Annotated in this window: 20 protein-coding genes and 7 tRNA genes; 25 read left to right on the top strand and 2 right to left on the bottom strand. The window is 54.0% G+C overall.

What is annotated here, in order from left to right; all coding sequences use genetic code 11:
- Nucleotides 1-5 precede the first annotated feature (5 nt).
- From nagC to NG99_RS18490, 10 genes are all read left to right on the top strand, one after another.
- Nucleotides 6-1226 (top strand): DNA-binding transcriptional regulator NagC, encoded by a 1221-nt coding sequence (nagC, locus tag NG99_RS18535; protein WP_034896122.1) that lies wholly within the window; start codon nt 6-8, stop codon nt 1224-1226.
- On the top strand, nt 1226-2011 hold the full coding sequence (locus tag NG99_RS18530; protein ID WP_052130776.1) for an HAD-IIA family hydrolase: 786 nt from the start codon (nt 1226-1228) through the stop codon (nt 2009-2011). Before nagC ends, NG99_RS18530 begins: the two co-directional genes overlap by 1 nt.
- Before the next feature lie 282 nt (nt 2012-2293).
- Nucleotides 2294-3961 (top strand): asparagine synthase B, encoded by a 1668-nt coding sequence (asnB, locus tag NG99_RS18525; protein WP_034896121.1) that lies wholly within the window; start codon nt 2294-2296, stop codon nt 3959-3961.
- 218 nt (nt 3962-4179) lie between these two features.
- Nucleotides 4180-4256 (top strand) — tRNA-Met (locus tag NG99_RS18520).
- A gap of 8 nt (nt 4257-4264) precedes the next feature.
- Nucleotides 4265-4349: transfer RNA gene (locus NG99_RS18515), tRNA-Leu, on the top strand.
- Nucleotides 4350-4373: 24 nt separating this feature from the next.
- Nucleotides 4374-4448, top strand: a tRNA-Gln gene (locus NG99_RS18510).
- A 36-nt stretch (nt 4449-4484) separates the two neighbouring features.
- Nucleotides 4485-4559: transfer RNA gene (locus tag NG99_RS18505), tRNA-Gln, on the top strand.
- Nucleotides 4560-4598: 39 nt separating this feature from the next.
- Nucleotides 4599-4675, top strand: a tRNA-Met gene (locus NG99_RS18500).
- A gap of 7 nt (nt 4676-4682) precedes the next feature.
- Nucleotides 4683-4757, top strand: a tRNA-Gln gene (locus tag NG99_RS18495).
- Between the two features lie 40 nt (nt 4758-4797).
- Nucleotides 4798-4872 (top strand) — tRNA-Gln (locus NG99_RS18490).
- A gap of 207 nt (nt 4873-5079) precedes the next feature.
- Here NG99_RS18490 and ubiF read toward each other — a convergent pair.
- Nucleotides 5080-6258 carry a 3-demethoxyubiquinol 3-hydroxylase gene (gene ubiF, locus NG99_RS18485; RefSeq protein WP_034896119.1) on the bottom strand — a complete coding sequence of 393 codons (1179 nt, stop codon included), beginning with the start codon at nt 6256-6258 and terminating at the stop codon, nt 5080-5082.
- A 114-nt stretch (nt 6259-6372) separates the two neighbouring features.
- Between ubiF and miaB the strand changes: the two genes are divergently transcribed.
- From miaB to NG99_RS29355, 9 genes are all read left to right on the top strand, one after another.
- Nucleotides 6373-7797 carry a tRNA (N6-isopentenyl adenosine(37)-C2)-methylthiotransferase MiaB gene (gene miaB, locus NG99_RS18480; RefSeq protein ID WP_034896116.1) on the top strand — a complete coding sequence of 475 codons (1425 nt, stop codon included), beginning with the start codon at nt 6373-6375 and terminating at the stop codon, nt 7795-7797.
- A gap of 211 nt (nt 7798-8008) precedes the next feature.
- Nucleotides 8009-9070, top strand: a complete 1062-nt coding sequence (locus NG99_RS18475) for a PhoH family protein (RefSeq protein WP_034896114.1) — start codon at nt 8009-8011, stop codon at nt 9068-9070.
- The gene (ybeY, locus tag NG99_RS18470; RefSeq protein ID WP_034896112.1) at nt 9067-9540 is read left to right on the top strand and encodes an rRNA maturation RNase YbeY; all 474 of its coding nucleotides are present in this window, start codon (nt 9067-9069) and stop codon (nt 9538-9540) included. Before NG99_RS18475 ends, ybeY begins: the two co-directional genes overlap by 4 nt.
- Before the next feature lie 91 nt (nt 9541-9631).
- Nucleotides 9632-10510, top strand: a complete 879-nt coding sequence (corC, locus tag NG99_RS18465) for a CNNM family magnesium/cobalt transport protein CorC (protein WP_034896110.1) — start codon at nt 9632-9634, stop codon at nt 10508-10510.
- A gap of 7 nt (nt 10511-10517) precedes the next feature.
- Entirely contained in the window at nt 10518-12050 is a 1533-nt protein-coding gene (gene lnt, locus NG99_RS18460; protein WP_034896108.1) for an apolipoprotein N-acyltransferase, read from the top strand.
- 432 nt (nt 12051-12482) lie between these two features.
- Nucleotides 12483-13385 carry an amino acid ABC transporter substrate-binding protein gene (locus NG99_RS18455; RefSeq protein WP_034896105.1) on the top strand — a complete coding sequence of 301 codons (903 nt, stop codon included), beginning with the start codon at nt 12483-12485 and terminating at the stop codon, nt 13383-13385.
- A 199-nt stretch (nt 13386-13584) separates the two neighbouring features.
- Nucleotides 13585-14325, top strand: a complete 741-nt coding sequence (locus tag NG99_RS18450) for an amino acid ABC transporter permease (protein ID WP_034896104.1) — start codon at nt 13585-13587, stop codon at nt 14323-14325.
- Nucleotides 14325-15002, top strand: a complete 678-nt coding sequence (gene gltK / locus NG99_RS29360; RefSeq protein WP_034896102.1) for a glutamate/aspartate ABC transporter permease GltK — start codon at nt 14325-14327, stop codon at nt 15000-15002. Before NG99_RS18450 ends, gltK begins: the two co-directional genes overlap by 1 nt.
- Nucleotides 15003-15728: an amino acid ABC transporter ATP-binding protein gene (locus NG99_RS29355; RefSeq protein WP_034896101.1), complete on the top strand. Its 726-nt coding sequence runs from the start codon at nt 15003-15005 to the stop codon at nt 15726-15728.
- 35 nt (nt 15729-15763) lie between these two features.
- Here the strand turns inward: NG99_RS29355 and NG99_RS18435 are convergent, their stop codons facing one another.
- Nucleotides 15764-16246 carry a zinc ribbon-containing protein gene (locus NG99_RS18435; RefSeq protein ID WP_034896099.1) on the bottom strand — a complete coding sequence of 161 codons (483 nt, stop codon included), beginning with the start codon at nt 16244-16246 and terminating at the stop codon, nt 15764-15766.
- Between the two features lie 212 nt (nt 16247-16458).
- Here NG99_RS18435 and leuS point away from each other — a divergent pair, with 212 nt between their 5' ends.
- The 6 genes from leuS (at nt 16459) to NG99_RS18405 (ending at nt 23410) form a co-directional block, all read left to right on the top strand.
- The gene (gene leuS, locus NG99_RS18430; RefSeq protein ID WP_034896098.1) at nt 16459-19041 is read left to right on the top strand and encodes a leucine--tRNA ligase; all 2583 of its coding nucleotides are present in this window, start codon (nt 16459-16461) and stop codon (nt 19039-19041) included.
- A 14-nt stretch (nt 19042-19055) separates the two neighbouring features.
- Entirely contained in the window at nt 19056-19652 is a 597-nt protein-coding gene (gene lptE / locus NG99_RS18425) for an LPS assembly lipoprotein LptE (protein WP_034896096.1), read from the top strand.
- Nucleotides 19649-20680 carry a DNA polymerase III subunit delta gene (gene holA / locus NG99_RS18420; RefSeq protein ID WP_034896094.1) on the top strand — a complete coding sequence of 344 codons (1032 nt, stop codon included), beginning with the start codon at nt 19649-19651 and terminating at the stop codon, nt 20678-20680. Before lptE ends, holA begins: the two co-directional genes overlap by 4 nt.
- Nucleotides 20673-21326 (top strand): nicotinate-nucleotide adenylyltransferase, encoded by a 654-nt coding sequence (nadD, locus tag NG99_RS18415; protein WP_034896092.1) that lies wholly within the window; start codon nt 20673-20675, stop codon nt 21324-21326. The genes holA and nadD overlap by 8 nt, the downstream gene beginning before the upstream one ends.
- A gap of 341 nt (nt 21327-21667) precedes the next feature.
- The gene (locus NG99_RS18410) at nt 21668-23071 is read left to right on the top strand and encodes a UbiA family prenyltransferase (RefSeq protein ID WP_034896090.1); all 1404 of its coding nucleotides are present in this window, start codon (nt 21668-21670) and stop codon (nt 23069-23071) included.
- Nucleotides 23072-23410, top strand: coding sequence for a DMT family transporter (locus NG99_RS18405; protein WP_052130774.1), 339 nt, complete (start codon nt 23072-23074; stop codon nt 23408-23410).
- The last annotated feature ends 55 nt before the right edge of the window (nt 23411-23465 follow it).

The following is a 23465-nucleotide window of genomic DNA, read 5'->3' as shown; positions in this document are numbered from 1 at the left end:
ACTGAATGACCACTGGCGGCCAGGCTCAAATAGGAAATGTCGATCTTGTTAAGCAACTCAACAGCGCGGCCGTTTACCGGCTTATCGACCAGCAGGGTCCGATTTCGCGCATTCAGATTGCTGAACACAGCCAGCTAGCCCCCGCCAGCGTCACTAAAATCACCCGCCAGCTCATCGAGCGGGGATTAATCAAAGAAGTGGATCAACAGGCCTCTACCGGAGGCCGTCGCGCTATCTCTATTATTACCGAGACCCGCGGCTTTCACGCCATCGGCGTGCGGCTTGGCCGCAGCGACGCCACCCTGACCCTGTTTGACCTGAGCGGTAAGTCGCTGGCGCAGGAAGACTATGCGCTGCCGGAACGTACCCAGGAAACGCTGGAAAACGCACTTTTTAATGCTATCGCCAGCTTCAGCGAACAGCATCAGCGCAAAGTGCGCGAGCTGATCGCCATCTCGGTGATCCTGCCCGGTCTGGTCGATCCTAATAACGGCGTGATTCGCTATATGCCGCATATCCACGTTCATCACTGGCCGCTGGTGGCAAACTTGCAAAAGCGTTTTAACGTCACCAGCTTTGTCGGCCACGATATCCGCAGCCTGGCCCTGGCGGAGCACTATTTTGGTGCGTCGCGCGACTGCGCAGACTCCATTTTGGTGCGCGTTCATCGGGGAACCGGCGCAGGCATCATCGCTAACGGCCATATTTTCCTCGGCAGCAACGGCAACGTCGGCGAGCTGGGCCATATTCAGGTCGATCCCCTTGGCGAACGCTGTCACTGCGGTAACTTTGGCTGCCTTGAAACGATAGCGGCGAACGGGGCGATTGAGAACCGGGTTCGTCACCTGCTGACCCAGGGATATCCAAGCTCGCTCACCCTTGATGACTGCCATATGCCGCAGATTTGCAAAGCCGCCAACCGCGGCGATGCGCTGGCTGTAGAGGTGATTGACTATGTTGGCCGCCATCTTGGCAAGGCGATAGCCATTGCCATCAACCTGTTTAATCCGCAAAAGGTCGTTATCGCCGGTGAAATCACCGAAGCCGACAAAGTGCTGCTGACCGCCATTGAGGGCTGCATCAACACCCAGGTGCTGAAAGCCTTCCGCAAGAATCTGCCAGTGGTTCGCTCGGAAATCGATCACAATTCAGCCATTGGCGCTTTTGCGCTGGCGAAACGTGCCATGCTTAACGGCATCCTCTTACAACATTTACTGGAAGGTTAATGAGCGCTTTGACCCTGACGGACAGTGAAAAGACCAGCATTAAAAGCGTCATCTGCGATATAGATGGCGTGCTGATGCACGACAACACCGCCGTTCCCGGCGCCAATGAATTCCTGCAGCGGATCATGGAAAAAGGAATGCCTCTGGTGGTGCTCACCAACTACCCTTCCCAGACATCGTTAGATCTCGCCAACCGCTTTGCCTCCGCAGGAATCGAGCTGCCGGACAGCGTCTTTTACACCTCGGCGATGGCAACAGCGGATTTTCTGCGCCGCCAGGAAGGGAAAAAAGCCTACGTCGTCGGAGAAGGCGCGCTCATTCACGAGCTGTATAAGGCTGGATTCACCATTACCGATATCAATCCTGACTTCGTCATCGTCGGTGAAACGCGCTCCTATAACTGGGAGATGATGCATAAAGCCGCCTTTTTCGTCGCCAACGGCGCCCGCTTTATCGCCACTAACCCTGATACCCATGCCCGTGGATTTGTGCCCGGCTGCGGGGCGCTTTGTGCCGGTATAGAGAAGATCTCCGGTCGCCAGCCATTTTACGTGGGCAAGCCCAGTCCGTGGATCATTCGCGCGGCGCTAAATAAGATGCAGGCTCATGCCGATGAAACGGTCATTGTCGGCGATAACCTGCGCACGGATATTCTGGCTGGCTTCCAGGCTGGCCTGGAGACCGTGCTGGTGCTGTCGGGCGTGTCCACGCTCAGTGACGTGGACGCCATGCCTTTCCGACCGAGCTGGATTTATCCTTCGGTGGCGGACATCGACATTATCTGACAGCAGGCCCGGCTCCCACGTCGGGCTTTTTATTGCCTCCTCACCGCTCACTTCTTAACCGCTTTTACCAAAACTTTATCGTTACAACAATAAAAACCCTCATTCACTGTCGATTCATCAATGTTTAATCCAGGTCAACATACTATTTTTCATAAAAAGGCTAAAATACTTGCTCACTTCGATGATATAGAGCATTTTCTTATGCATCGGGCGAACATTGTCGCCACCGTTATTCACGAACCATCATCATCACCGTTCAGGGATGTCGTAAGGGAGTTAGCTATGTGTTCTATATTTGGCGTTTTGGATCTCAAAACCGATCCGGTTGAACTGCGTAAGAAAGCGCTGGAGCTTTCCCGTCTGATGCGCCACCGCGGCCCGGACTGGTCAGGCGTGTATGCCGACGACCACGCAATTCTGGCGCATGAGCGCCTGTCCATTGTTGACGTAAACAACGGCGCTCAGCCGCTGTACAACGCAGCCCGTACCCATGTTCTGGCGGTAAACGGTGAAATCTACAACCACCAGGCGCTGCGCGCGCAGTTGAGCGATCGCTACGAATTCCAGACCGAATCAGACTGTGAAGTGATCCTCGCGCTCTATCAGGAAAAGGGCGTCGACTTCCTCGACGACCTGCAGGGGATGTTTGCGTTTATTCTGTATGACAGCGTGAAAAAAACCTGGCTGATTGGCCGTGACCACATCGGTATTATTCCGCTGTACATGGGCAACGATGAGCATGGCAACCTGTTTGTGGCCTCAGAAATGAAAGCGCTGGTCCCGGTATGCAAATCCATCAAAGAGTTCCCTCCGGGAAGCTACATGTCCAGCACTGACGGGGAAATTCGCCGCTACTGGCAGCGCGACTGGTTCAGCTATGAAGCCGTCGAACACAACAAGACCGATGCGGTTGCCCTGAAGGATGCGCTGGAAGAGGCGGTGAAAAGCCACCTGATGTCTGACGTTCCTTACGGCGTGCTGCTGTCTGGTGGACTGGACTCCTCGATCATCTCCGCCGTGACCAAGAAATATGCCGCCAAGCGTATTGAAGATCAGGACAAGAGCGAAGCCTGGTGGCCTCAGCTGCACTCCTTTGCCGTTGGCCTTGAAGGGTCGCCGGATCTGAAGGCGGCAAAATCCGTTGCGGAACACCTGGGTACCGTGCATCACGAGATCCACTTCACCGTGCAGGAAGGTCTGGACGCTATCCGCGACGTGATTTACCACATTGAGACCTATGACGTGACCACCATCCGCGCCTCCACGCCGATGTATCTGATGTCGCGCAAGATTAAAGCGATGGGCATTAAAATGGTGCTGTCTGGCGAAGGTGCTGACGAGGTGTTTGGCGGCTATCTGTACTTCCATAAAGCGCCGAACGCGAAAGAGTTCCACGAAGAAAACGTGCGTAAACTGCTGGCGCTGCATATGTTCGACTGCGCCCGTGCGAACAAGGCGATGTCTGCCTGGGGCGTGGAAGCTCGCGTGCCGTTCCTGGATAAAAAATTCCTCGACGTGGCCATGCGTATCAACCCGCAGGATAAAATGTGCGGCTCTAACGGCAAGATGGAAAAACACATCCTGCGCGAATGCTTCTCCTCTTATCTGCCGGAAAGCGTGGCGTGGCGCCAGAAAGAGCAGTTCTCTGACGGCGTAGGCTACAGCTGGATTGATACGCTGAAAGAAGTGGCGGCGAAACAGGTTAGCGACCAACAGCTCCAGACCGCCCACTTTCGTTTCCCGTACAACACGCCAACCTCAAAAGAAGGCTATCTGTACCGTGAAATCTTTGAAGAGCTGTTCCCGGTCCCAAGCGCCGCAGAATGCGTACCCGGCGGACCTTCGGTAGCTTGCTCTTCAGCGAAAGCCATTGAGTGGGACGAAGCGTTCAAAACCATGGACGATCCTTCAGGTCGTGCGGTAGGCGTTCATCAGTCTGCCTATCAATAACGAACGATTGAGCAGCACAAAACGGGCCGCCAGCGGCCCGTTATTTTTATGAAATTCATAGGTTACCGGCAGAATTTGTTGATTTATTCGCCAGGCTGGTTATAAGCCAGACAAACGAAACGTTTCGGGGCAAAAACGGGAAAAAACTTGTTGACGCTTACAGGTCAACTCCGCATAATGCGCCCCGCAACGCCGATGAAGGTAACGCGCAAAAAGATGGCTACGTAGCTCAGCTGGTTAGAGCACAGCACTCATAATGCTGGGGTCACAGGTTCGATTCCCGTCGTAGCCACCATCTTTTTTGCGGGAGTGGCGAAATTGGTAGACGCACCAGATTTAGGTTCTGGCGCCGCAAGGTGTGCGAGTTCAAGTCTCGCCTCCCGCACCATTTCCGTAAACGGTTTTGCACGGATGGGGTATCGCCAAGCGGTAAGGCACCGGTTTTTGATACCGGCATTCCCTGGTTCGAATCCAGGTACCCCAGCCAGTTTTTTCTGATGGTTTTGTACTTTGAGACGGACATTGGGATATCGCCAAGCGGTAAGGCACCGGTTTTTGATACCGGCATTCCCTGGTTCGAATCCAGGTATCCCAGCCAGATCGGAAAAAGCAGTATAAGTTGTACGCAGTAAAATTAGGCTACTTAGCTCAGCTGGTTAGAGCACAGCACTCATAATGCTGGGGTCACAGGTTCGATTCCCGTAGTAGCCACCAATTTTATTGGGGTGTCGCCAAGCGGTAAGGCACTGGTTTCTGATACCAGCATTCCGGGGTTCGAATCCCTGCACCCCAGCCATATAAAAGACGATTTGCAGCGCAGATCGCAACCCCATTATTGGGGTGTCGCCAAGCGGTAAGGCACTGGTTTCTGATACCAGCATTCCGGGGTTCGAATCCCTGCACCCCAGCCAATAAGCAAAGAAGCCCGCCTGCGCGGGCTTTTTTGCGTCTGTTGACCCGTCCTGAAAGTTGAGAACGATACTCCGCCCAACCTCTGGGAAATATCAGCGGCGCAACCGCACCGCTGAAGAGGTCGTTCACTTGCCTTAATCTTCGAAACTGTTTTCCAGGCGCCACCAACTGAAAGCGCCCTGTTTTTCTGATTTTATGGCTGGGGACTATAATCCCAGTGCATATTTCAGCGCCTGCCGCTTCAGCACGCCGGAGCGCTCTGCCACGATCAGCCCGAGATTCCGCACCATCTTTAACGGCGCAGCCGGGGTGCTGAAGGCGAAATAGAACAGATCCATGCCGCTCTGCATCAGCAAATTATCCTTCTGTCGCCTGCGCTGATAGCGCTGTAAAACCCCCGCAGAGGCCCAGTCTTCGGCACGCTCCCGCGAGGAGACCAGCGTATCAATCAGCGCATCGACATCCCGGTAACCGAGGTTAACACCCTGCCCCGCTAAGGGGTTGATGGTATGCGCCGCATCGCCAACCAGCGCCAGTCCCGGCAGCACGTAGCGCGTGGCGTGACGGCGCACCAGCGGGAAGGAACCGGCCGTAACCGGCGTCACTTTTCCCAGACGCGCAGGAAAATGGCTGGAAATTTCCTGACCGAGTTGCGCCATCGACATGGCCTGAAGCTGGCGAATTCTTGCCGGGCTGTCATACCAGACCAGCGAGGCCCAGCGGTCAAACAGCGGAAGGAATGCTCTCGGCCCTTCCGGGGTAAATTGCTGCCAGGTGCAGTCACCGGCATCCTGCTCGCACTGCACGCTAATCAACATGCAGGACTGGGCATAATTCCAGCCGCGAATGCCTATCCCCGCCAGCTGCCGCACCTGAGAATTAGCCCCATCAGCGCCAATCACCAGCCTTGCGCTGAGCGTGTCGCCCTGTTCCAGCGTGAGCTGCCAGCCGCCATTAATGGGCTGCAGGGCTTTAAGCCTCGCAGGAGAGATCAGCGCCACCTCCTGCTGCTGCAATCGCTGCCACAACGCGCGTTGCAGCACGCTGTTTTCCACCATATACCCCAGCTCCGGCAGGCCGAGCGACTGCGCGTCAAAGCCAACGCGGGCAGTGTGCCATTCCCAGGTTTCAAGGCGCCGATAGGGCGTACAACGCATCGCCTGCACCAGCGGCCAGACCTCAAGCTGCCTGAGCAGCGCCACCGAAGAGGCGCCAATAGCAGAGATCCTGACATCTGGACGACTGGCGGCGACAAATTCAGCGGGCTCCTGCTGCTCAAGAACGGCGACGCTGAATCCCTGCGCGGCCAGCCCGCTGGCTAGCGCCGCGCCGACCATTCCGCCGCCCACGATAACGACATCCCATTTTTGCGTGGTCCCGGTCATGATTTTTTCCTGTTTTCATGGGCATCCTTGCACCCTATACCTACCCTTTCCAGGGTCAATTCTGTTACCCTTAGTGTACCGGATTTTTGTGGGCCAATTAGCGGTTACAAGCAGATGACAAAAAAACTTCTTATCAAAACCTGGGGCTGTCAGATGAATGAGTATGACTCATCCAAAATGGCAGACCTGTTGAACAGTACGCATGGCTATACTTTGACGGAGAGTGCCGAAGAAGCCGACGTGCTGCTGCTCAACACCTGTTCCATTCGTGAAAAGGCGCAGGAAAAAGTTTTCCACCAGCTTGGCCGTTGGAAACTGTTGAAAGAGAAGAATCCCGACCTGGTGATCGGCGTAGGCGGCTGCGTCGCCTCGCAGGAAGGCGATCTTATTCGCCAGCGCGCGCCCTGCGTCGATATTGTTTTCGGCCCGCAAACGCTGCATCGCCTGCCTGAAATGATCAACACCGTTCGCGGCACGAAAAGTCCGGTGGTCGATATCAGCTTCCCTGAAATTGAGAAGTTCGATCGCCTGCCGGAGCCGCGCGCTGAAGGTCCGTCAGCCTTTGTTTCGATCATGGAAGGATGTAATAAGTACTGCACGTTCTGCGTGGTGCCCTACACGCGCGGCGAAGAAGTCAGCCGCCCGAGTGACGATATCCTGTTCGAGATCGCCCAACTGGCGTCCCAGGGCGTGCGCGAGGTCAACCTGCTTGGTCAGAACGTAAATGCCTATCGTGGAGAGACTTTCGATGGCGAGATCTGTTCATTCGCCGACCTGCTGCGCCTGGTCGCCGCTATCGACGGCATTGACCGTATTCGCTTTACCACCAGCCATCCGATTGAGTTTACCGACGACATTATTGACGTCTATCGCGATACGCCGGAGCTGGTGAGCTTCCTGCACCTGCCGGTGCAGAGCGGTTCCGATCGGATCCTGACCCTGATGAAGCGCTCCCATACCGCCCTTGAGTACAAATCGATTATTCGCAAGCTGCGGGCGGCGCGTCCTGATATTCAGATCAGCTCCGACTTTATTATTGGTTTCCCTGGCGAGACGCAGCAGGACTTCGAGCAGACAATGAAGCTGATTGGCGAAGTGAACTTTGATACCAGCTATAGCTTTATTTACTCCGCCCGCCCGGGAACCCCGGCGGCAGACCTGCCTGATGACGTCAGTGAAGAAGAGAAAAAGCAGCGCCTGTGGATCTTGCAGGATCGTATCCATCAGCAGGCCATGAGCTGGAGCCGCCGCAAGGTGGGCACCGTCCAGCGAATTCTGGTTGAAAGGGTTTCCCGCAAAAACGTGATGGAACTTGCCGGACGGACCGAGTGTAACCGCGTGGTTAACTTTGAAGGGACGCCGGATATCATCGGTAAATTTGTCGATGTAGAAATTGTCGAGGTCAATACCAACTCCCTGCGCGGCGTGGTGGTGCGCAAGGAAGAGGCGATGGCGCTACGTTCAACGGAAGCCCCTTCGGCCGTGATTGCCCGCACCCGCAAAGAAAATGAGCTGGGCGTAGGTCTCTTCCAGCCTTGATCCCCCGAAGAAATGCGGCGAGCCTCGCAGGTTCGCCGTATCAAATCATCGCCTTACCCTTGCTTTCAGCAGGCAGCGCCCAAATATCTTTTTCAGTGCTTGCGCCTTTCGGCTACGCCATAAATAATTTCGTTATGGCCCGCCGCGCAAAGGCGCTGACAGCCGATGAATTGCCATCCACAACTGGCCCTGAGCGACCCAAAGGATTCGTTTGAATATTGAAACACGCGAAATTACGTTAGAGCCCATGGACAACACTCGTCTGCTGAGCCTGTGCGGTCCCTTTGATGACAACATCAAGCAGTTGGAGCGTCGTCTGGGGATTGAGATCAACCGCCGTGACAATGCCTTTAAGTTGGTGGGTAAAGCGCTAATCGTCGATGCGGCCGCAGCTATCCTGCGCGATCTGTATGTGGACACCGCTCCAGTGCGCGGGCATATCCCGGATATCGATCCTGAGCAAATCCACCTGGCCATTAAAGAGAGCCGCGTGCTGGAGCAGAGCGCCGACAGCGTGCCGGAGTTCGGCAAAGTGGTGAACATCAAAACCAAACGCGGCGTGATTAAACCGCGTACGCCAAATCAGGCGCAGTACGTGGCCAACATTCTCGGCCACGACATCACCTTTGGCGTGGGCCCGGCCGGGACGGGGAAAACCTATCTGGCGGTTGCCGCCGCCGTCGATGCGCTTGAGCGTCAGGAAGTGCGCCGCATCCTGCTGACGCGGCCAGCGGTGGAGGCAGGTGAAAAGCTTGGCTTCCTGCCCGGCGATCTGAGCCAGAAAGTCGATCCCTATCTGCGCCCGCTTTACGACGCCCTGTTTGAAATGCTGGGCTTTGAGCGCGTGGAAAAACTGATTGAACGTAACGTCATCGAAGTGGCTCCGCTGGCCTACATGCGCGGCCGTACGCTGAACGATGCGTTTATTATTCTTGATGAAAGCCAGAACACCACCATCGAACAGATGAAGATGTTCCTGACCCGCATTGGCTTCAACTCCAAGGCGGTCATTACCGGCGACGTCACGCAGATCGACCTGCCGCGCAACCTCAAATCTGGCCTGCGTCATGCTATTGAGGTGCTGTCCGGGGTGGAAGAGATCAGCTTCAACTTCTTCCACAGCGAAGACGTGGTGCGCCATCCGGTGGTAGCCCGAGTGGTTATCGCCTATGAAGCCTGGGAAGCCGCCGATCAAAAGCGGCGCGACGCGCAGGCCGAAGAGCGAAAACGAGAAGCGTTAGCCCTGCAACAGGCTACGCAGGAGCCAAAATGAGCAGCGTCATTCTTGATTTACAGCTAGCCTGCGAAAAGACCGAAGGCCTGCCGGCAGAATCTGATTTTCACCGCTGGCTGGAAGCCGTATTGCTCCAGTTCCAGCCAGAGAGTGAAGTCACCATTCGTGTGGTTGACCAGGCCGAAAGCCATGAGCTGAACCACACCTATCGCGGGAAAGATAAGCCGACCAACGTGCTCTCTTTCCCGTTCGAAGCCCCGCCGGGCATCGAGCTTCCGCTGCTGGGTGACCTGATTATCTGTCGCCAGGTGGTGGAAGAAGAAGCCGCCGCGCAGGAGAAGCCGTTGCTGGCCCATTGGGCGCATATGGTGGTGCATGGCAGTCTCCATCTGCTGGGCTACGACCATATAGAAGACGACGAAGCCGAAGAGATGGAATCGATTGAGACCGAGATAATGCTTGCTCTTGGTTATGACGATCCGTACATTTCGGAGAAAGAGTTACCGTAAGCAGGCTAATCGCCTGACAGTGTTCCTGGCCTGCGCAGCTGGCAGGCAGGGATATCCCGACCCACGACAAGAGTGACCAAACCAAAACGCCATGAGCGATGACCATTCACAGAATAATGACAGTCCCAGTAGTAAAAAGGGATTTTTCACCCTTATCCTCAACCAGCTGTTTCACGGTGAGCCTAAAAACCGCGAAGACCTGCTGGAACTGATCCGCGATTCAGAACAGAACGATCTGATCGACCCGGATACCCGCGATATGCTGGAAGGCGTGATGGATATCGCCGAGCAGCGCGTGCGTGACATCATGATCCCCCGCTCGCAGATGATTACGCTGAAGCGAAACCAGCCGCTGGAAGAGTGCCTGGACGTGATCGTGGAGTCAGCCCATTCCCGCTATCCGGTGATCAGCGAAGATAAAGATCATGTTGAAGGCATTCTGATGGCGAAAGATCTGCTGCCGTTTATGAGCAGCGGATCGTCTCCCTTCAGCATGGAAAAAGTGCTGCGCCAGGCCGTCGTGGTGCCGGAAAGCAAGCGCGTTGACCGTATGCTGAAAGAGTTTCGCTCCCAGCGCTATCACATGGCTATTGTGATTGACGAATTCGGTGGTGTTTCCGGCCTGGTCACCATCGAAGATATCCTGGAACTGATCGTCGGTGAAATCGAAGATGAATATGATGATGAAGAGGATCGCGATATTCGTCAGCTGAGCCGCCATACCTATACCATCCGGGCCCTTACCCCGATTGAAGATTTCAACGAGGTGTTTGAAACCAGCTTCAGTGATGAAGAGGTCGACACCATCGGCGGTCTGGTGATGCAGGCATTCGGCCATCTGCCCGCTCGCGGAGAGAGCATTGAGATCGAAGGTTATCAGTTTAAGGTCGCTATGGCCGACAGCCGTCGGATCATCCAGGTCCACGTCAGAATCCCGGAAAACTCGCCGCAACCGATACTGGAAGAATAATTTTCATATGGCTATCGCCTCACTGTACCAGCGTCAGCGGGTTCGCCTGCTTTTAGCGCTGATAACGGGTGCCCTTGGCACCCTTTCGTTTTCGCCCTACGATTTCTGGCCAGCCGCGCTGATTTCACTGGCCGGTCTGCTGGCTCTGACCCTTGAACGCTACACTCGCCAGGCTACCGCCATTGGCTTCGTCTGGGGCATGGGGCTGTTCGGCAGCGGCGTTAACTGGGTCTATGTTAGCATTGCCACCTTTGGCGGTATGCCGGGACCGGTAAACGTGATGCTGGTGGTGTTGCTGGCCGCCTGGCTTTCTCTCTTTACTCTGCTGTTTGCCGCCCTGCTTAATCGGCTGTTTCCCAAAACCTCGCTGCTGCGGCTTGTTGTCGCGGCGCCCGTGCTTTGGCAAATCACCGAATTCCTGCGCGGGTGGGTCCTGACGGGGTTCCCGTGGCTACAGTTTGGCTACAGCCAGATTGACGGCCCGTTGAAAGGACTGGGGCCGATGGTTGGCGTTGAAGGCATTACCTTCGTGCTGACCATCGTGGCTGGCCTGGCTGTCTTCGCAGCGGTGAAACGCCAGTGGATTGCCGGCGTCATCGCCCTTGCCCTGCTGCTGCTGCCGTGGCCGCTGCGTCAGATTAGCTGGACTCAGCCAATGCCCGAGCGCGAAGTTGACGTGGCGCTGGTGCAGGGTAATATTCCGCAGTCGATGAAGTGGGAAGCCGACCAGCTCATTAATACGCTGAAAACCTATACCTCACTCAGTCGGCCTTACGTTGGCAAAGCGCAGATTATTATCTGGCCCGAGTCCGCCATTCCCGATTTAGAGTCAAACCAGCAGCCTTTTCTCAAGTCTGTCGACCAGGAGTTAAGGGCCAGCGGCAGCAGCCTGATTACCGGGATTGTCGATTCACGGCTTGAACACAACCGCTATCACGACTACAACTCGATTATTGTGCTTGGCGGAGATAAGCCCTACGACTACAGCAGTATGAATCGTTACCAGAAAAACCATCTGGTGCCGTTTGGCGAGTTTGTGCCGCTGGAAACGCTGTTGCGTCCTCTTGCCCCTTTCTTTGACCTGCCGATGTCCTCCTTCAGCCGGGGAAGTTATGTCCAGCCACAGCTGAAAGCCGCCGGTTACAATCTGACGGCGGCCATTTGCTACGAGATTGTGCTGGGGCAGCAGGTCCGGGATAATTTCCGCCCGGATACCGACTTCCTGCTGACGATCTCTAACGATGCCTGGTTCGGCCACTCTATCGGGCCCTGGCAGCATTTCCAGATGGCGCGGATGCGCGCGCTGGAGCTAGGCAGACCGCTGCTGCGGGATACCAATAATGGGGTCACGGCGGTGATTAATGCGGATGGCGACGCCGAAGAGATGATCCCACAGTTCCAGCCTGGCGTCCTTTCCAGCAAAATCATCCCGACCCAGGGCCTGACCCCGTATGCCCGCTTTGGCAACTGGCCGGTGTGGATTATTACCCTGCTGTTCGGCCTGGCGGCTGTCGTTACCGGCTGGCGCAACCGGCGTTAACCGACAATCGGCTGCGAGCATCAAAACGCTGAACCTTAACGGTTCGGCGTTTTTTTTTGGAACCCGCGTCTCCCTCCGGCTACTAAGCACATCATGCTGAGAAATGTTTCATTAAAAACATTTTGGCACGATGTTTGCAGAACCTTACGGCGAAATCGCTGAAGAGCCTGCATATTACCGCGGATAAGCGTAAACGCACCATTGTGGCTCAATGAATGCCCCAGGGCGGAGCATTGTTCCGACCAATGCTTTTATTTGGTGCGGCACGCTTCGCAAAAAAGAAACTTTCTTGTTTCATCGCGTTAACATTCCGCTATGTTATGGCTATTCAGGGTGCGGTTACGCCCTGGGATAAAAAGAAAAGCAGCAGGAAATAAACATAACATCACAATCGGCACAATTTTATGACGCCGCACAACGAAGGAGTTGGAGATGAAATTACGGAAACTGGGGCTGTGTCTTGCACTGGCTGGCCTTGCATCCGGTATCGCCCATGCAGAAGATGCAGCACAATCGCCTACCCTCGACAAAATTGCTAAAAATGGCGTGATTGTCGTAGGGCATCGTGAGTCTTCTGTTCCTTTTTCTTACTACGATAATCAGCAAAAAGTTGTCGGCTACTCGCAGGATTACTCCAATGCCATCGTGGCAGCGATCAAGGCCAAACTGAACAAGCCGGATCTGCAGGTCAAAATGCTGCCGATCACCTCTCAAAACCGTATCCCGCTGCTGCAAAACGGGACTTATGATTTCGAGTGCGGCTCAACGACCAACAATCTGGAGCGTCAGCAGCAGGCTGCCTTCTCCAATACGATCTTTGTTATCGGCACCCGTTTACTGGTTAAGAAAGGCAGTCCCATTAAGGATTTCCCTGACCTGAAAGGCAAAACCGTAGTCGTCACTTCAGGGACCACCTCTGAAATTCTGCTGAACAAGCTGAACGACGAGAAGAAAATGAATATGCGTATTATCAGCGCTAAAGATCACGGTGACTCCTTCCGTACGCTGGAAAGCGGTCGCGCCGTGGCCTTTATGATGGATGATGCGCTGCTGGCCGGTGAAAGAGCGAAGGCCAAAAAGCCGGACAACTGGGAAATCGTCGGGACGCCTCAGTCGAAAGAAGCCTACGGCTGTATGCTGCGCAAGGGTGACACCGGCTTTAAACAGCTGCTGGACAGCACTATTGCTCAGGCACAGACCTCTGGCGAGGCGTCTAAGTGGTTTGCCAAATGGTTCAGCCAGCCAATTCCACCGAAGAACCTCAATATGAACTTCTCCCTGTCTGACGATATGAAAGCGACGTTCAAGACGCCAAATGACAAGGCACTGAACTAATAATGAAAATAAGGGCGGCCCGCGGCTGCCCTATGATTGTTGAAAATGGGCTGGACAGACAACAGCCTGAATAATCCGTTCAAAACAGTCCGGGTAGTCAGACGAAGGTGCAAAGTGGCCGTTCCCCATTGCGTACGGCAGAGCCTTTCATCAATCTTCAGGGTAGCTACGCTACCCTTTTTTTCTCCCGGAGTTATTTATGTCAATCGATTGGAACTGGGGTATTTTCCTGCAGGAAGCCCCTTTCGGTAATACCACCTATCTGGGGTGGCTGTGGTCCGGCTTTCAGGTCACCATTGCCGTCTCAGTTTGCGCGTGGGTTATCGCCCTTTTGGTCGGTTCGCTTTTCGGCATTTTGCGTACCGTCCCCAGCCGTCTGCTATCCTCCCTCGGCACCTGCTACGTTGAGTTATTTCGCAACGTTCCGCTGATTGTGCAGTTCTTTATCTGGTATCTGGTGGTGCCGGAACTGCTGCCGGAAAATGTCGGCATGTGGTTCAAGTCCGAACTGGACCCCAATATCCAGTTCTTTATCTGCTCCGTGCTCTGCCTTGGTTTGTTTACCGCAGCTCGCGTCTGTGAACAGGTTCGCGCGGCGATCCAGTCACTGCCCTCAGGCCAGAAAAACGCCGGACTGGCGATGGGCCTGACGCTGCCGCAAACCTATCGCTACGTGCTGTTACCTAACGCCTATCGCGTGATTGTGCCGCCGATGACCTCCGAGATGCTGAACCTGGTAAAGAACTCTGCCATCGCGTCAACGATTGGTCTGGTCGACATGGCCGCGCAGGCGGGCAAGCTGCTGGACTATTCGGCGCACGCTTATGAATCATTCACCGCGATTACCGTTGCCTACGTCGGCATCAACGTGGTGATTATGCTGCTGATGAGCCTGGTTGAACGTAAGGTTCGCCTGCCCGGCGGCATGGGAGGTAAATAATGTACGAATTTGACTGGAGCACCATTGTTCCAAATCTGCCTTACCTGCTGAACGGGATGATTGTTACCCTGAAAATCACCGTCACCGCCATCGTGTTTGGCATCATCTGGGGCACTCTGCTGGCGGTGATGCGTCTGTCGAACTTTAAGCCCCTCAGCTGGTTTGCCCGGCTGTACGTCAACCTGTTTCGCTCCGTGCCGCTGGTGATGGTGCTGCTGTGGTTCTATCTGGTGGTTCCCAGCTTTTTACAGCAGGTTCTTGGCCTGTCCCCCAAAACCGATATCCGCCTGATCTCAGCTATGGTGGCTTTTTCGCTGTTTGAGGCCGCCTACTACTCTGAAATCATCCGTGCCGGTATTTTGAGCATCGCTCGCGGCCAGGGTAACGCGGCGCTGGCGCTAGGCATGACGCACTGGCAGTCCATGCAGCTGATTATCCTGCCGCAGGCGTTCCGCGCCATGGTGCCGCTGCTACTGACTCAGGGTATCGTGCTGTTCCAGGATACGTCGCTGGTGTATGTGCTCAGCCTCGCTGATTTCTTCAGAACCGCAGACACTATCGGCATCAACAATGGGACCGAGATCGAAATGGTGCTGTTTGCCGGTGCGGTTTATTTCGTTATCAGCCTTAGCGCTTCGCTGTTGGTCGGCTATTTAAAGAAAAAAAGGACGGTTTAAATGATTACCCTGAAAAACGTTTCTAAGTGGTATGGTCACTTTCAGGTACTGACCGACTGCTCAACCGAAGTAAAAAAAGGCGAAGTGGTGGTAGTCTGCGGCCCGTCTGGCTCCGGTAAATCCACGCTGATTAAAACGGTCAACGGCCTCGAACCGGTTCAGGAAGGCAAAATTGAAGTTAATGGCACCACGGTTAACGACAAAGGCACTAACCTGGCCCAGCTGCGCTCTAAAGTTGGCATGGTGTTCCAGCACTTTGAGCTGTTTCCCCATCTGACGATCGTTGAGAATCTGACGCTGGCGCAGGTAAAAGTGCTGAAGCGCAATAAAGAAGAGGCGCGCCAGAAGGGCCTGAAGCTGCTGGAGCGCGTCGGTCTTGCCGCCCATGCCAATAAGCATCCCGGACAGCTTTCCGGCGGCCAGCAGCAGCGCGTGGCGATTGCTCGTGCGCTCTGCATGGACCCGATCGCCATGCTGTTTGACGAACCGACTTCCGCCCTGGACCCGGAGATGATCAACGAGGTGCTGGACGTGATGGTGGAGCTGGCCAATGAGGGGATGACCATGATGGTGGTGACCCATGAAATGGGCTTTGCCCGCAAAGTGGCAAATCGGGTGATCTTTATGGATGAAGGGAAGATTGTGGAGGACTCCGCCAAGGATGACTTCTTCAATAATCCGCAGTCCGACCGGGCAAAAGACTTCCTCGCCAAAATTCTGCACTAATTTTTTCACCGGGGCGGGACTCTCCGCCCCGACATTTATGGTTCAAAAGGCTGCCGCTGGAACTGATCGTTACCGCACTCCGGGCAGCGCGTCAGCGTTTCGGGCGTGTAGATAGCGCGCGTAAACTGGCACTGCTCGCAAACCAGATTACCCAGCCCCACCACTTCTCCGCTCTGATACACGCCGTGATGATTGAGATCCTGAAAGACCTCGCGCCACTCCAGCTGGCTTTTATCGGTGATATCAGCCAGCTCTTTCCACACGCTTTCCCTGATGACGCGCATAAATACGCTGTCGCCGCTGTCGTCCTGATGTTCGGTATAGCTGCGCGCAAACTCTTCCAGGTCACGGCGAACCGCCCGCGTAACATCATCAATCTGGCTTCTGGTCAGCTCTCCACGGTTGTTCAGGCGCTGCCTGGCGCTCTCCACCAGAGCATCAATATCATGCTCTCCCCGATTGATTCTCTCCGTCAGCGAAGAGACCAGTTCCCGATAATACTGAGCAACCTTGTTCATTTTTTCTCCAAAGCTAACCAATACGTTACGTTTTAATTCTAGTGCTATTCACATTATTGTAATGTGGCAACGCCCAAAATTGCCTGCTGGATTCCAGCTTACAGAGAAATGCCGTTTGTCAGGCCGGTTACTGTTGTTGCGCCGGGGCTGGATCAGCTATGCTATGCGGATCTGAACGAATTCATAAAGTTTACAAAGGACCACTGGCTGCCATGCAAGAGCAATACCGCCCGGAAGAGATAGAATCCCACGTCCAACAGCACTGGGACGAGAAGCAAACGTTCAAAGTGACCGAAGAGGAAGGTAAAGAGAAGTACTACTGCCTCTCCATGCTGCCCTATCCTTCTGGCCGCCTACATATGGGCCATGTGCGTAACTACACCATCGGTGATGTGATCTCCCGCTATCAGCGTATGCTGGGCAAAAACGTTCTGCAGCCGATTGGCTGGGATGCGTTCGGCCTGCCCGCTGAAGGCGCAGCGGTAAAAAACAACACGGCGCCCGCGCCGTGGACCTACGACAACATCGCCTATATGAAGAACCAGCTGAAGCTGCTGGGCTTTGGCTATGACTGGAGCCGCGAGCTGGCTACCTGCCAGCCGGAATACTACCGCTGGGAACAGTGGTTCTTCACCCGGCTGTACGAGAAAGGCCTGGTTTATAAAAAAACCTCAGCCGTTAACTGGTGCCCGAACGACCAGACCGTGCTGGCGAACGAGCAGGTGATCGACGGCTGCTGCTGGCGCTGCGATACCAAAGTCGAGCGCAAAGAGATCCCGCAGTGGTTTGTCAAAATCACCGATTATGCCGACGAACTGTTAAATGACCTGGACACGCTGGAAAGCTGGCCTGAGCAGGTTAAAACCATGCAGCGCAACTGGATCGGACGTTCAGAAGGGGTTGAAATCACCTTTGACGTAGCTGACAGCAGCGAGAAGCTGAGCGTGTATACCACCCGCCCGGACACCTTTATGGGCGTGACCTATCTGGCCGTGGCGGCAGGCCACCCGCTGGCCGCTCAGGCGGCGGCCGCCAATCCGGCGCTGGCCAATTTTATTGCCGAATGCCGCAATACCAAAGTCGCCGAAGCTGAAATGGCGACGATGGAGAAAAAAGGCATGGCGACCGGCATGTTTGCCGTGCATCCCCTCTCCGGCGAAAAGCTGCCGGTGTGGGTCGCTAACTTCGTACTGATGGAGTATGGCACCGGTGCCGTAATGGCCGTTCCGGGTCACGATCAGCGCGACTGGGAGTTCGCAACCAAATACGATCTGACCGTTAAGCCGGTTATCCTCAACGCCGATGGCAGCGAGCCGGATCTGTCCGCTGCGGCAATGACCGAGAAAGGCACCCTGTTTAACTCGGGCGAGTTTGACGGTCTCACTTATGAAGCGGGCTTCAACGCCATCGCCGACAAGCTGGCGGCTAAAGGCGTAGGCGAACGCAAGGTGAACTATCGCCTGCGCGACTGGGGCGTTTCCCGCCAGCGCTACTGGGGCGCGCCAATCCCAATGGTCACGCTGGAAGACGGCACCGTGATGCCAACGCCGGAAGATCAGCTGCCGGTAATTCTGCCGGAAGACGTGGTCATGGATGGGATCACCAGCCCGATTAAAGCCGATCCCGAGTGGGCAAAAACCACGGTTAACGGCCAGCCTGCGCTGCGCGAAACGGATACCTTCGACACCTTTATGGAGTCCTCCTGGTACTACGCGCGCTATACCTGCCCTGACTTCGATAAGGGTATGCTGGACCCGGCCGCAGCTAACTACTGGCTGCCGGTCGATCAGTACGTAGGCGGTATCGAACACGCCATCATGCATCTGCTCTACTTCCGCTTCTTCCATAAGCTGCTGCGTGATGCCGGTCTGGTGACCTCTAACGAACCGGCAAAACGTTTGCTGTGCCAGGGTATGGTGCTGGCCGATGCCTTCTATTACCTGGGCGCAAGCGGCGAGCGTAACTGGGTTTCTCCCGTTGACGTAACCTTCGACCGCGACGAAAAAGGCCGCATCAGCAATGCAACCGATTCTGCCGGGCACCAGCTGGTTTACGCCGGTATGAGCAAGATGTCGAAGTCTAAAAACAACGGCATCGATCCGCAGATCATGGTTGAGCGTTACGGTGCCGATACCGTGCGCCTGTTTATGATGTTTGCCTCACCGGCGGAGATGACGCTGGAGTGGCAGGAGTCCGGCGTTGAAGGAGCAAACCGCTTCCTGAAGCGCGTGTGGAGACTGGCCTACGAACACAGCGAAAAAGGTCCAACCGTGGCGCTGGATATTGCCAGCCTCAACGACGAGCAGAAGTCGCTGCGTCGCGAGCTGCACAAAACCATTGCTAAAGTTTCCGATGACATTGGTCGTCGTCAGACCTTCAACACCGCCATCGCGGCGATCATGGAGCTGATGAACAAGCTGGCTCGTGCTCCGCAGGAGAGCGAGCAGGATCGCGCCCTGATGCAGGAAGCGCTGCAGTCGGTGGTCCGCCTGCTCTATCCGTTCACCCCACATGCCTGCTTCTCGCTGTGGCAGGCGCTGGGCGGCGAAGGCGACGTTGATAACGCACCGTGGCCGCAGGCCGATGAGCAGGCAATGGTGGAAGATTCTCTGCTGGTGGTGGTGCAGGTTAATGGTAAAGTACGTGGCAAAATTACCGTTCCGGCTGATGCCACTCAGGAACAGGTTCAGGCTCGTGCCGCGCAGGAGCATCTGGTCGCCAAGTACCTTGATGGCGTCACCATTCGTAAAGTGATTTACGTACCGGGCAAGCTGCTTAACCTGGTCGTGGGTTGATGTCAGGAGGAATTGTGCGACATCCGATTTTATCTGTGATGCTGGGTCTTGCGGTGTTAATCACCGCAGGTTGCGGTTTTCATCTGCGTGGCACCACTGCGGTGCCGAAAGAGTTGAAAACCATGATCCTCGATACCTCCGATCCGTACGGCCCGCTAACGCGTACCGTTCGTGAGGAGCTGCGTCTTAACAACGTCACTATCCTGGACAACCCAGGCCTGCGTAAAGACGTCCCTTCCCTGCGCCTGCTGGGTGAGGCTCAGGGCCGCGATACGGCATCGATTTTCCAGGACGGCAAAACCGCAGAGTACTCGATGATGCTGGTGGTGCGTGCTCAGGTGCTGGTGCCGAATAGAGGCATCTATCCGATCAGCGCAACCGTCTATCGCTCATTCTTTGACAACCCGCTGGCGGCGCTGGCGAAGGACTCAGAGCAGAATATCATCATCAGCGAGATGCGTACTCAGGCTGCTCAGCAGCTGGTGCGTAAGCTCCTGACGGTACATGCTGCGGAAAGCGATGCCTCAATCAATACGCTGGATAACTCGCCGGAAGCGATCGATCAGACTTCGCCGCGCTCAGTACTACCCGACAACTCGCTGGCTAGATGATCAGGATCTACCCTGAGCAATTAAGCGCGCAGCTCCATGAGGGGCTGCGCGCTTGTTATATTCTGACCGGCAACGAACCGCTTCTGCTACAAGAATCGCAGGATGCCGTGCGCGCTGCCGCTCAACAGCAGGGCTTTACCGAACATTTCAGCGTAGTTATCGATGCCCATACCGACTGGGACGCCCTGTTTTCTACCTGCCAGGCGCTAAGCCTGTTCGCCAGCCGGCAGACGCTGACCTTGACGCTGGCGGAAAATGGGCCCAACGCCGCTATCTCCGGGCAACTGGTTACCCTTTCCACCCTGCTCCATGCTGATATTCTGCTTATCCTGCGCGCGGCAAAGCTGACGAAAGCGCAGGAGAATAGCGCCTGGTTTAAAGCGCTGAGCGCCAGTGGTGTGGTCGTGCCCTGCCAGACGCCTGAACAGCCCCAGTTGCCTCGCTGGGTGGTCAGCCGGGCAAAAAACCTGAAGCTGAGCATCGACGATGCCGCCATCCAGCTGCTCTGCTATTGTTACGAAGGAAACCTGCTAGCGTTATCGCAGGCGCTTGAACGTTTGTCCCTGCTATGGCCAGACGGTAAGCTGACGCTGCCAAGGGTTGAACAGGCGGTGAACGATGCCGCCCACTTCACCCCTTTCCACTGGGTTGACGCGCTACTGGCGGGCAAAAGCAAACGCGCGCAGCATATTTTACGCCAGATGGAGGCTGAAGACGGCGAGCCGGTAATTCTGCTGCGCACGGTGCAAAGAGAGCTGGTGACGCTGCTTACCCTGCAACGACAGATGGCCAGCACGCCGCTTAGAACGCTGTTTGACCAGCATCGTGTCTGGCAAAACCGTCGTCCACTGTACAGCGAGGCGCTACAGCGTCTCTCTGCCGGACGGCTGGCGCAGGCGATTCACCTGCTGGCCCGCATCGAACTGACGCTGAAGCAGGACTACGGTCAGTCAGTCTGGACTGAGCTTGAGACGCTGTCCCTGCTGCTATGCCAGACCTCTTTCCCAGAGAACTTTTGCGATGTCTGAGACTCATGAACTGCAGGCGCTGTTTGGCGGAACCTTTGATCCCATCCATAACGGTCACCTGACGGTTGGCCAGGAGCTTGCCGCGCAGATTGGGGTGAAAGAGATTATCCTGCTGCCCAATAACGTGCCTCCTCATCGTCCTCAACCCGAAGCTTCCCCGGAACAGCGACTCAAAATGGTATCGCTTGCCATTGCAGGCAACCCCCTTTTCAGGCTCGACTGTCGGGAAATGGCACGGACAATACCGTCATGGACTATTGATACGCTGGAAGACATTCGGGCTGAAAAAGGGCCAGAGCAATCCCTGGGTTTTATTATTGGTCAGGACTCTTTACTCAGCCTGCCTCACTGGCATCGCTGGCAGGAGTTGCTGAATTACTGCCATCTGCTGGTGTGTAAAAGGCCCGGCTATGCGAACCAGATGGAAACGCCCGCGCTGCAAAACTGGCTGGACACACATTTAACCCGAGATATCGCCCACCTGCATAACACCCCGGCGGGCACTGTCTTTCTTGCCGATACGCCGCTGGTTGAAATCTCTGCAAGCGATATTCGTCAACGTCGCCACGCGGGCCTTTCCTGCGCTGACCTGCTGCCGGCGCAGGTCATTAAGTGGATCGATAGCCAGGGGTTATATCTGGCTTAAAAATAGCAACGTTACCTGCATTGACTGCTACTCACGGACTATTAGCCTCCGCAACCATAATTTGCATTATGCAGCCCTGTCAGCGGCAAAATTATCATGAGCCCCAGGTATTTTACGCGGCATATCCGTCAATGAGTTACCCCATCATTTCGACCTGCCAATACCCAATCTCACTTCAAGGATGATCGACATCCGTTCTGGTGCTAAACTCCTGCCACTTAAAAAATACTATTTGTTACACAATTTACGGAAAAACTACCTTTTACTGATCTTGATGTCACTTTAGTGCGAACTTAGTGATAAAATCCTGTCACTTGAAAATATGAGTTGTTACAAAAATCATGAAAACACCCCTTTGCGTTGATCTTGATGGCACTTTAGTGCGAACTGATACGCTTGTTGAATCATTCTTGTTGCTGATAAAGAAAAACCCGCTTTATGTATTCCTGTGCATTTTGTGGCTCTTCCGTGGTAAAGCTGTCCTTAAGGATGAGATAGCCAGTCGGGTGACCCTGAACGTTGCAACCCTTCCGTATAATGAAGAGTTACTCTCCGTAATTAGAGAGGAGCACGCCCAGGGAAGAGAGTTATGGCTATGTACTGCTGCGAACATAAAAATAGCCAAAGCGGTTGCAGATCACTTAGGTATTTTTTCCAGGGTCATAGCCAGCGATAAAACCAGGAATGTTTCTTCCTCAGTTAAAGCTGGCGAAATTTTGGCTTTTACTTCGGCGTTTGATTACGCGGGAAACTCTTCAGATGATATTAAAGTATGGCATAAATCATCCGGAGCTATAGTTGTTGACCTGCCTAAAAAATTACTTGCCAAAGTTTCAGCGCCAATTTTACATAAAATAGACAATAACACCAATATAGAAAAAGCCTGGATAAAAGAAATACGAATCCATCAATGGGCTAAAAACCTCCTTATTTTTGTACCGTTATTAGTCGCCCATGAAATAGATAAGTCATCATTATTTCTTAGCACTGCGCTTGCCGTTTTAGCATTTTGTTTTTGTGCATCAAGCGTTTACCTACTCAACGACCTTGTTGACCTTGAGGCGGACAGAGAGCACAAAACAAAGAGAAACAGACCGATTGCTTCAGGCGATATTACATTAATTCATGGCATCATTGCTGCGGTTGTGTTAATTGTCGCATCGGTGTCAATCTCCATATTTCTACCTGTAGAGTTTGCCTTTGCCCTGGCTTTATACTATGTAATAACCCTGGCTTATTCTTTTGCTCTTAAAAGAAAAGTTGTCATCGATGTCGCTACCCTGGCAATTCTGTATTCGATGCGCCTTATTGCAGGGGCGACGGCAACAGGTATAGAACTGTCTAACTGGCTAATATCTTTCTCGATGTTCATGTTCTTTAGTTTAGCTATCGTAAAAAGAGTTGTTGAGCTTAAATCTGCTGAATCAGATGCGAAAATAAAAGGTCGTGGATATTACCCAACAGATATGCCATTATTATTAGCATCAGGGGTGTCTGCTGGCTATATATCAATTCTCGTATTCACTCTGTACATAGATAGCTATGCAAGTATGCAGATCTACGATAACCCAAACGCACTTTATTTAATAGCACCTATTTTATTCGTTTGGCTTACCAGAGTTTGGTTAATTACGTGGCGTGGGAATATGCATGATGACCCTGTTGCATTCGCTATAAAAGACAGAACCAGTCAGGTAATGGGGCTTATCATGCTGGCATTAATTACTTTTGCAACGGGGGTGTAAATGTTGCAGATTGGATATATTTCTTTATTTTTCAGTGCATTATGTAGTGCTATTGCAAGCGTGCTGCTGAAATATCCCGATAAAGTTGGGATATTAGCCCTGTCCACAAATCCTGTATTGATTAAATTTCCCGCCATAATTTTCTATGGCGCTGGATTTGTACTGTATAGTTTAGGATTAAAAGATATCGATGTTTCAAAAGCCTATCCAGTAATGGTTTCATTTGCCATTTTACAGGTATTATTATTTGGTCTGTTTTTCGGCGAATCAATAACAATAAAAATGATTCTTGGCGCCGCTTTTGTAATTATTGGAATACTACTAATCAGCTTGAAATAGGATTGTGTGCATGTTTAGGTCTATGGCCCCCAAATTACTATTTTTTATTCTATCG

The sequence above is a fragment of the Erwinia typographi genome (assembly GCF_000773975.1).
In the GTDB taxonomy this organism is placed as follows: Bacteria; Pseudomonadota; Gammaproteobacteria; order Enterobacterales; family Enterobacteriaceae; genus Erwinia; species Erwinia typographi.
This window is presented reverse-complemented; position numbering and strand designations above follow the sequence as displayed.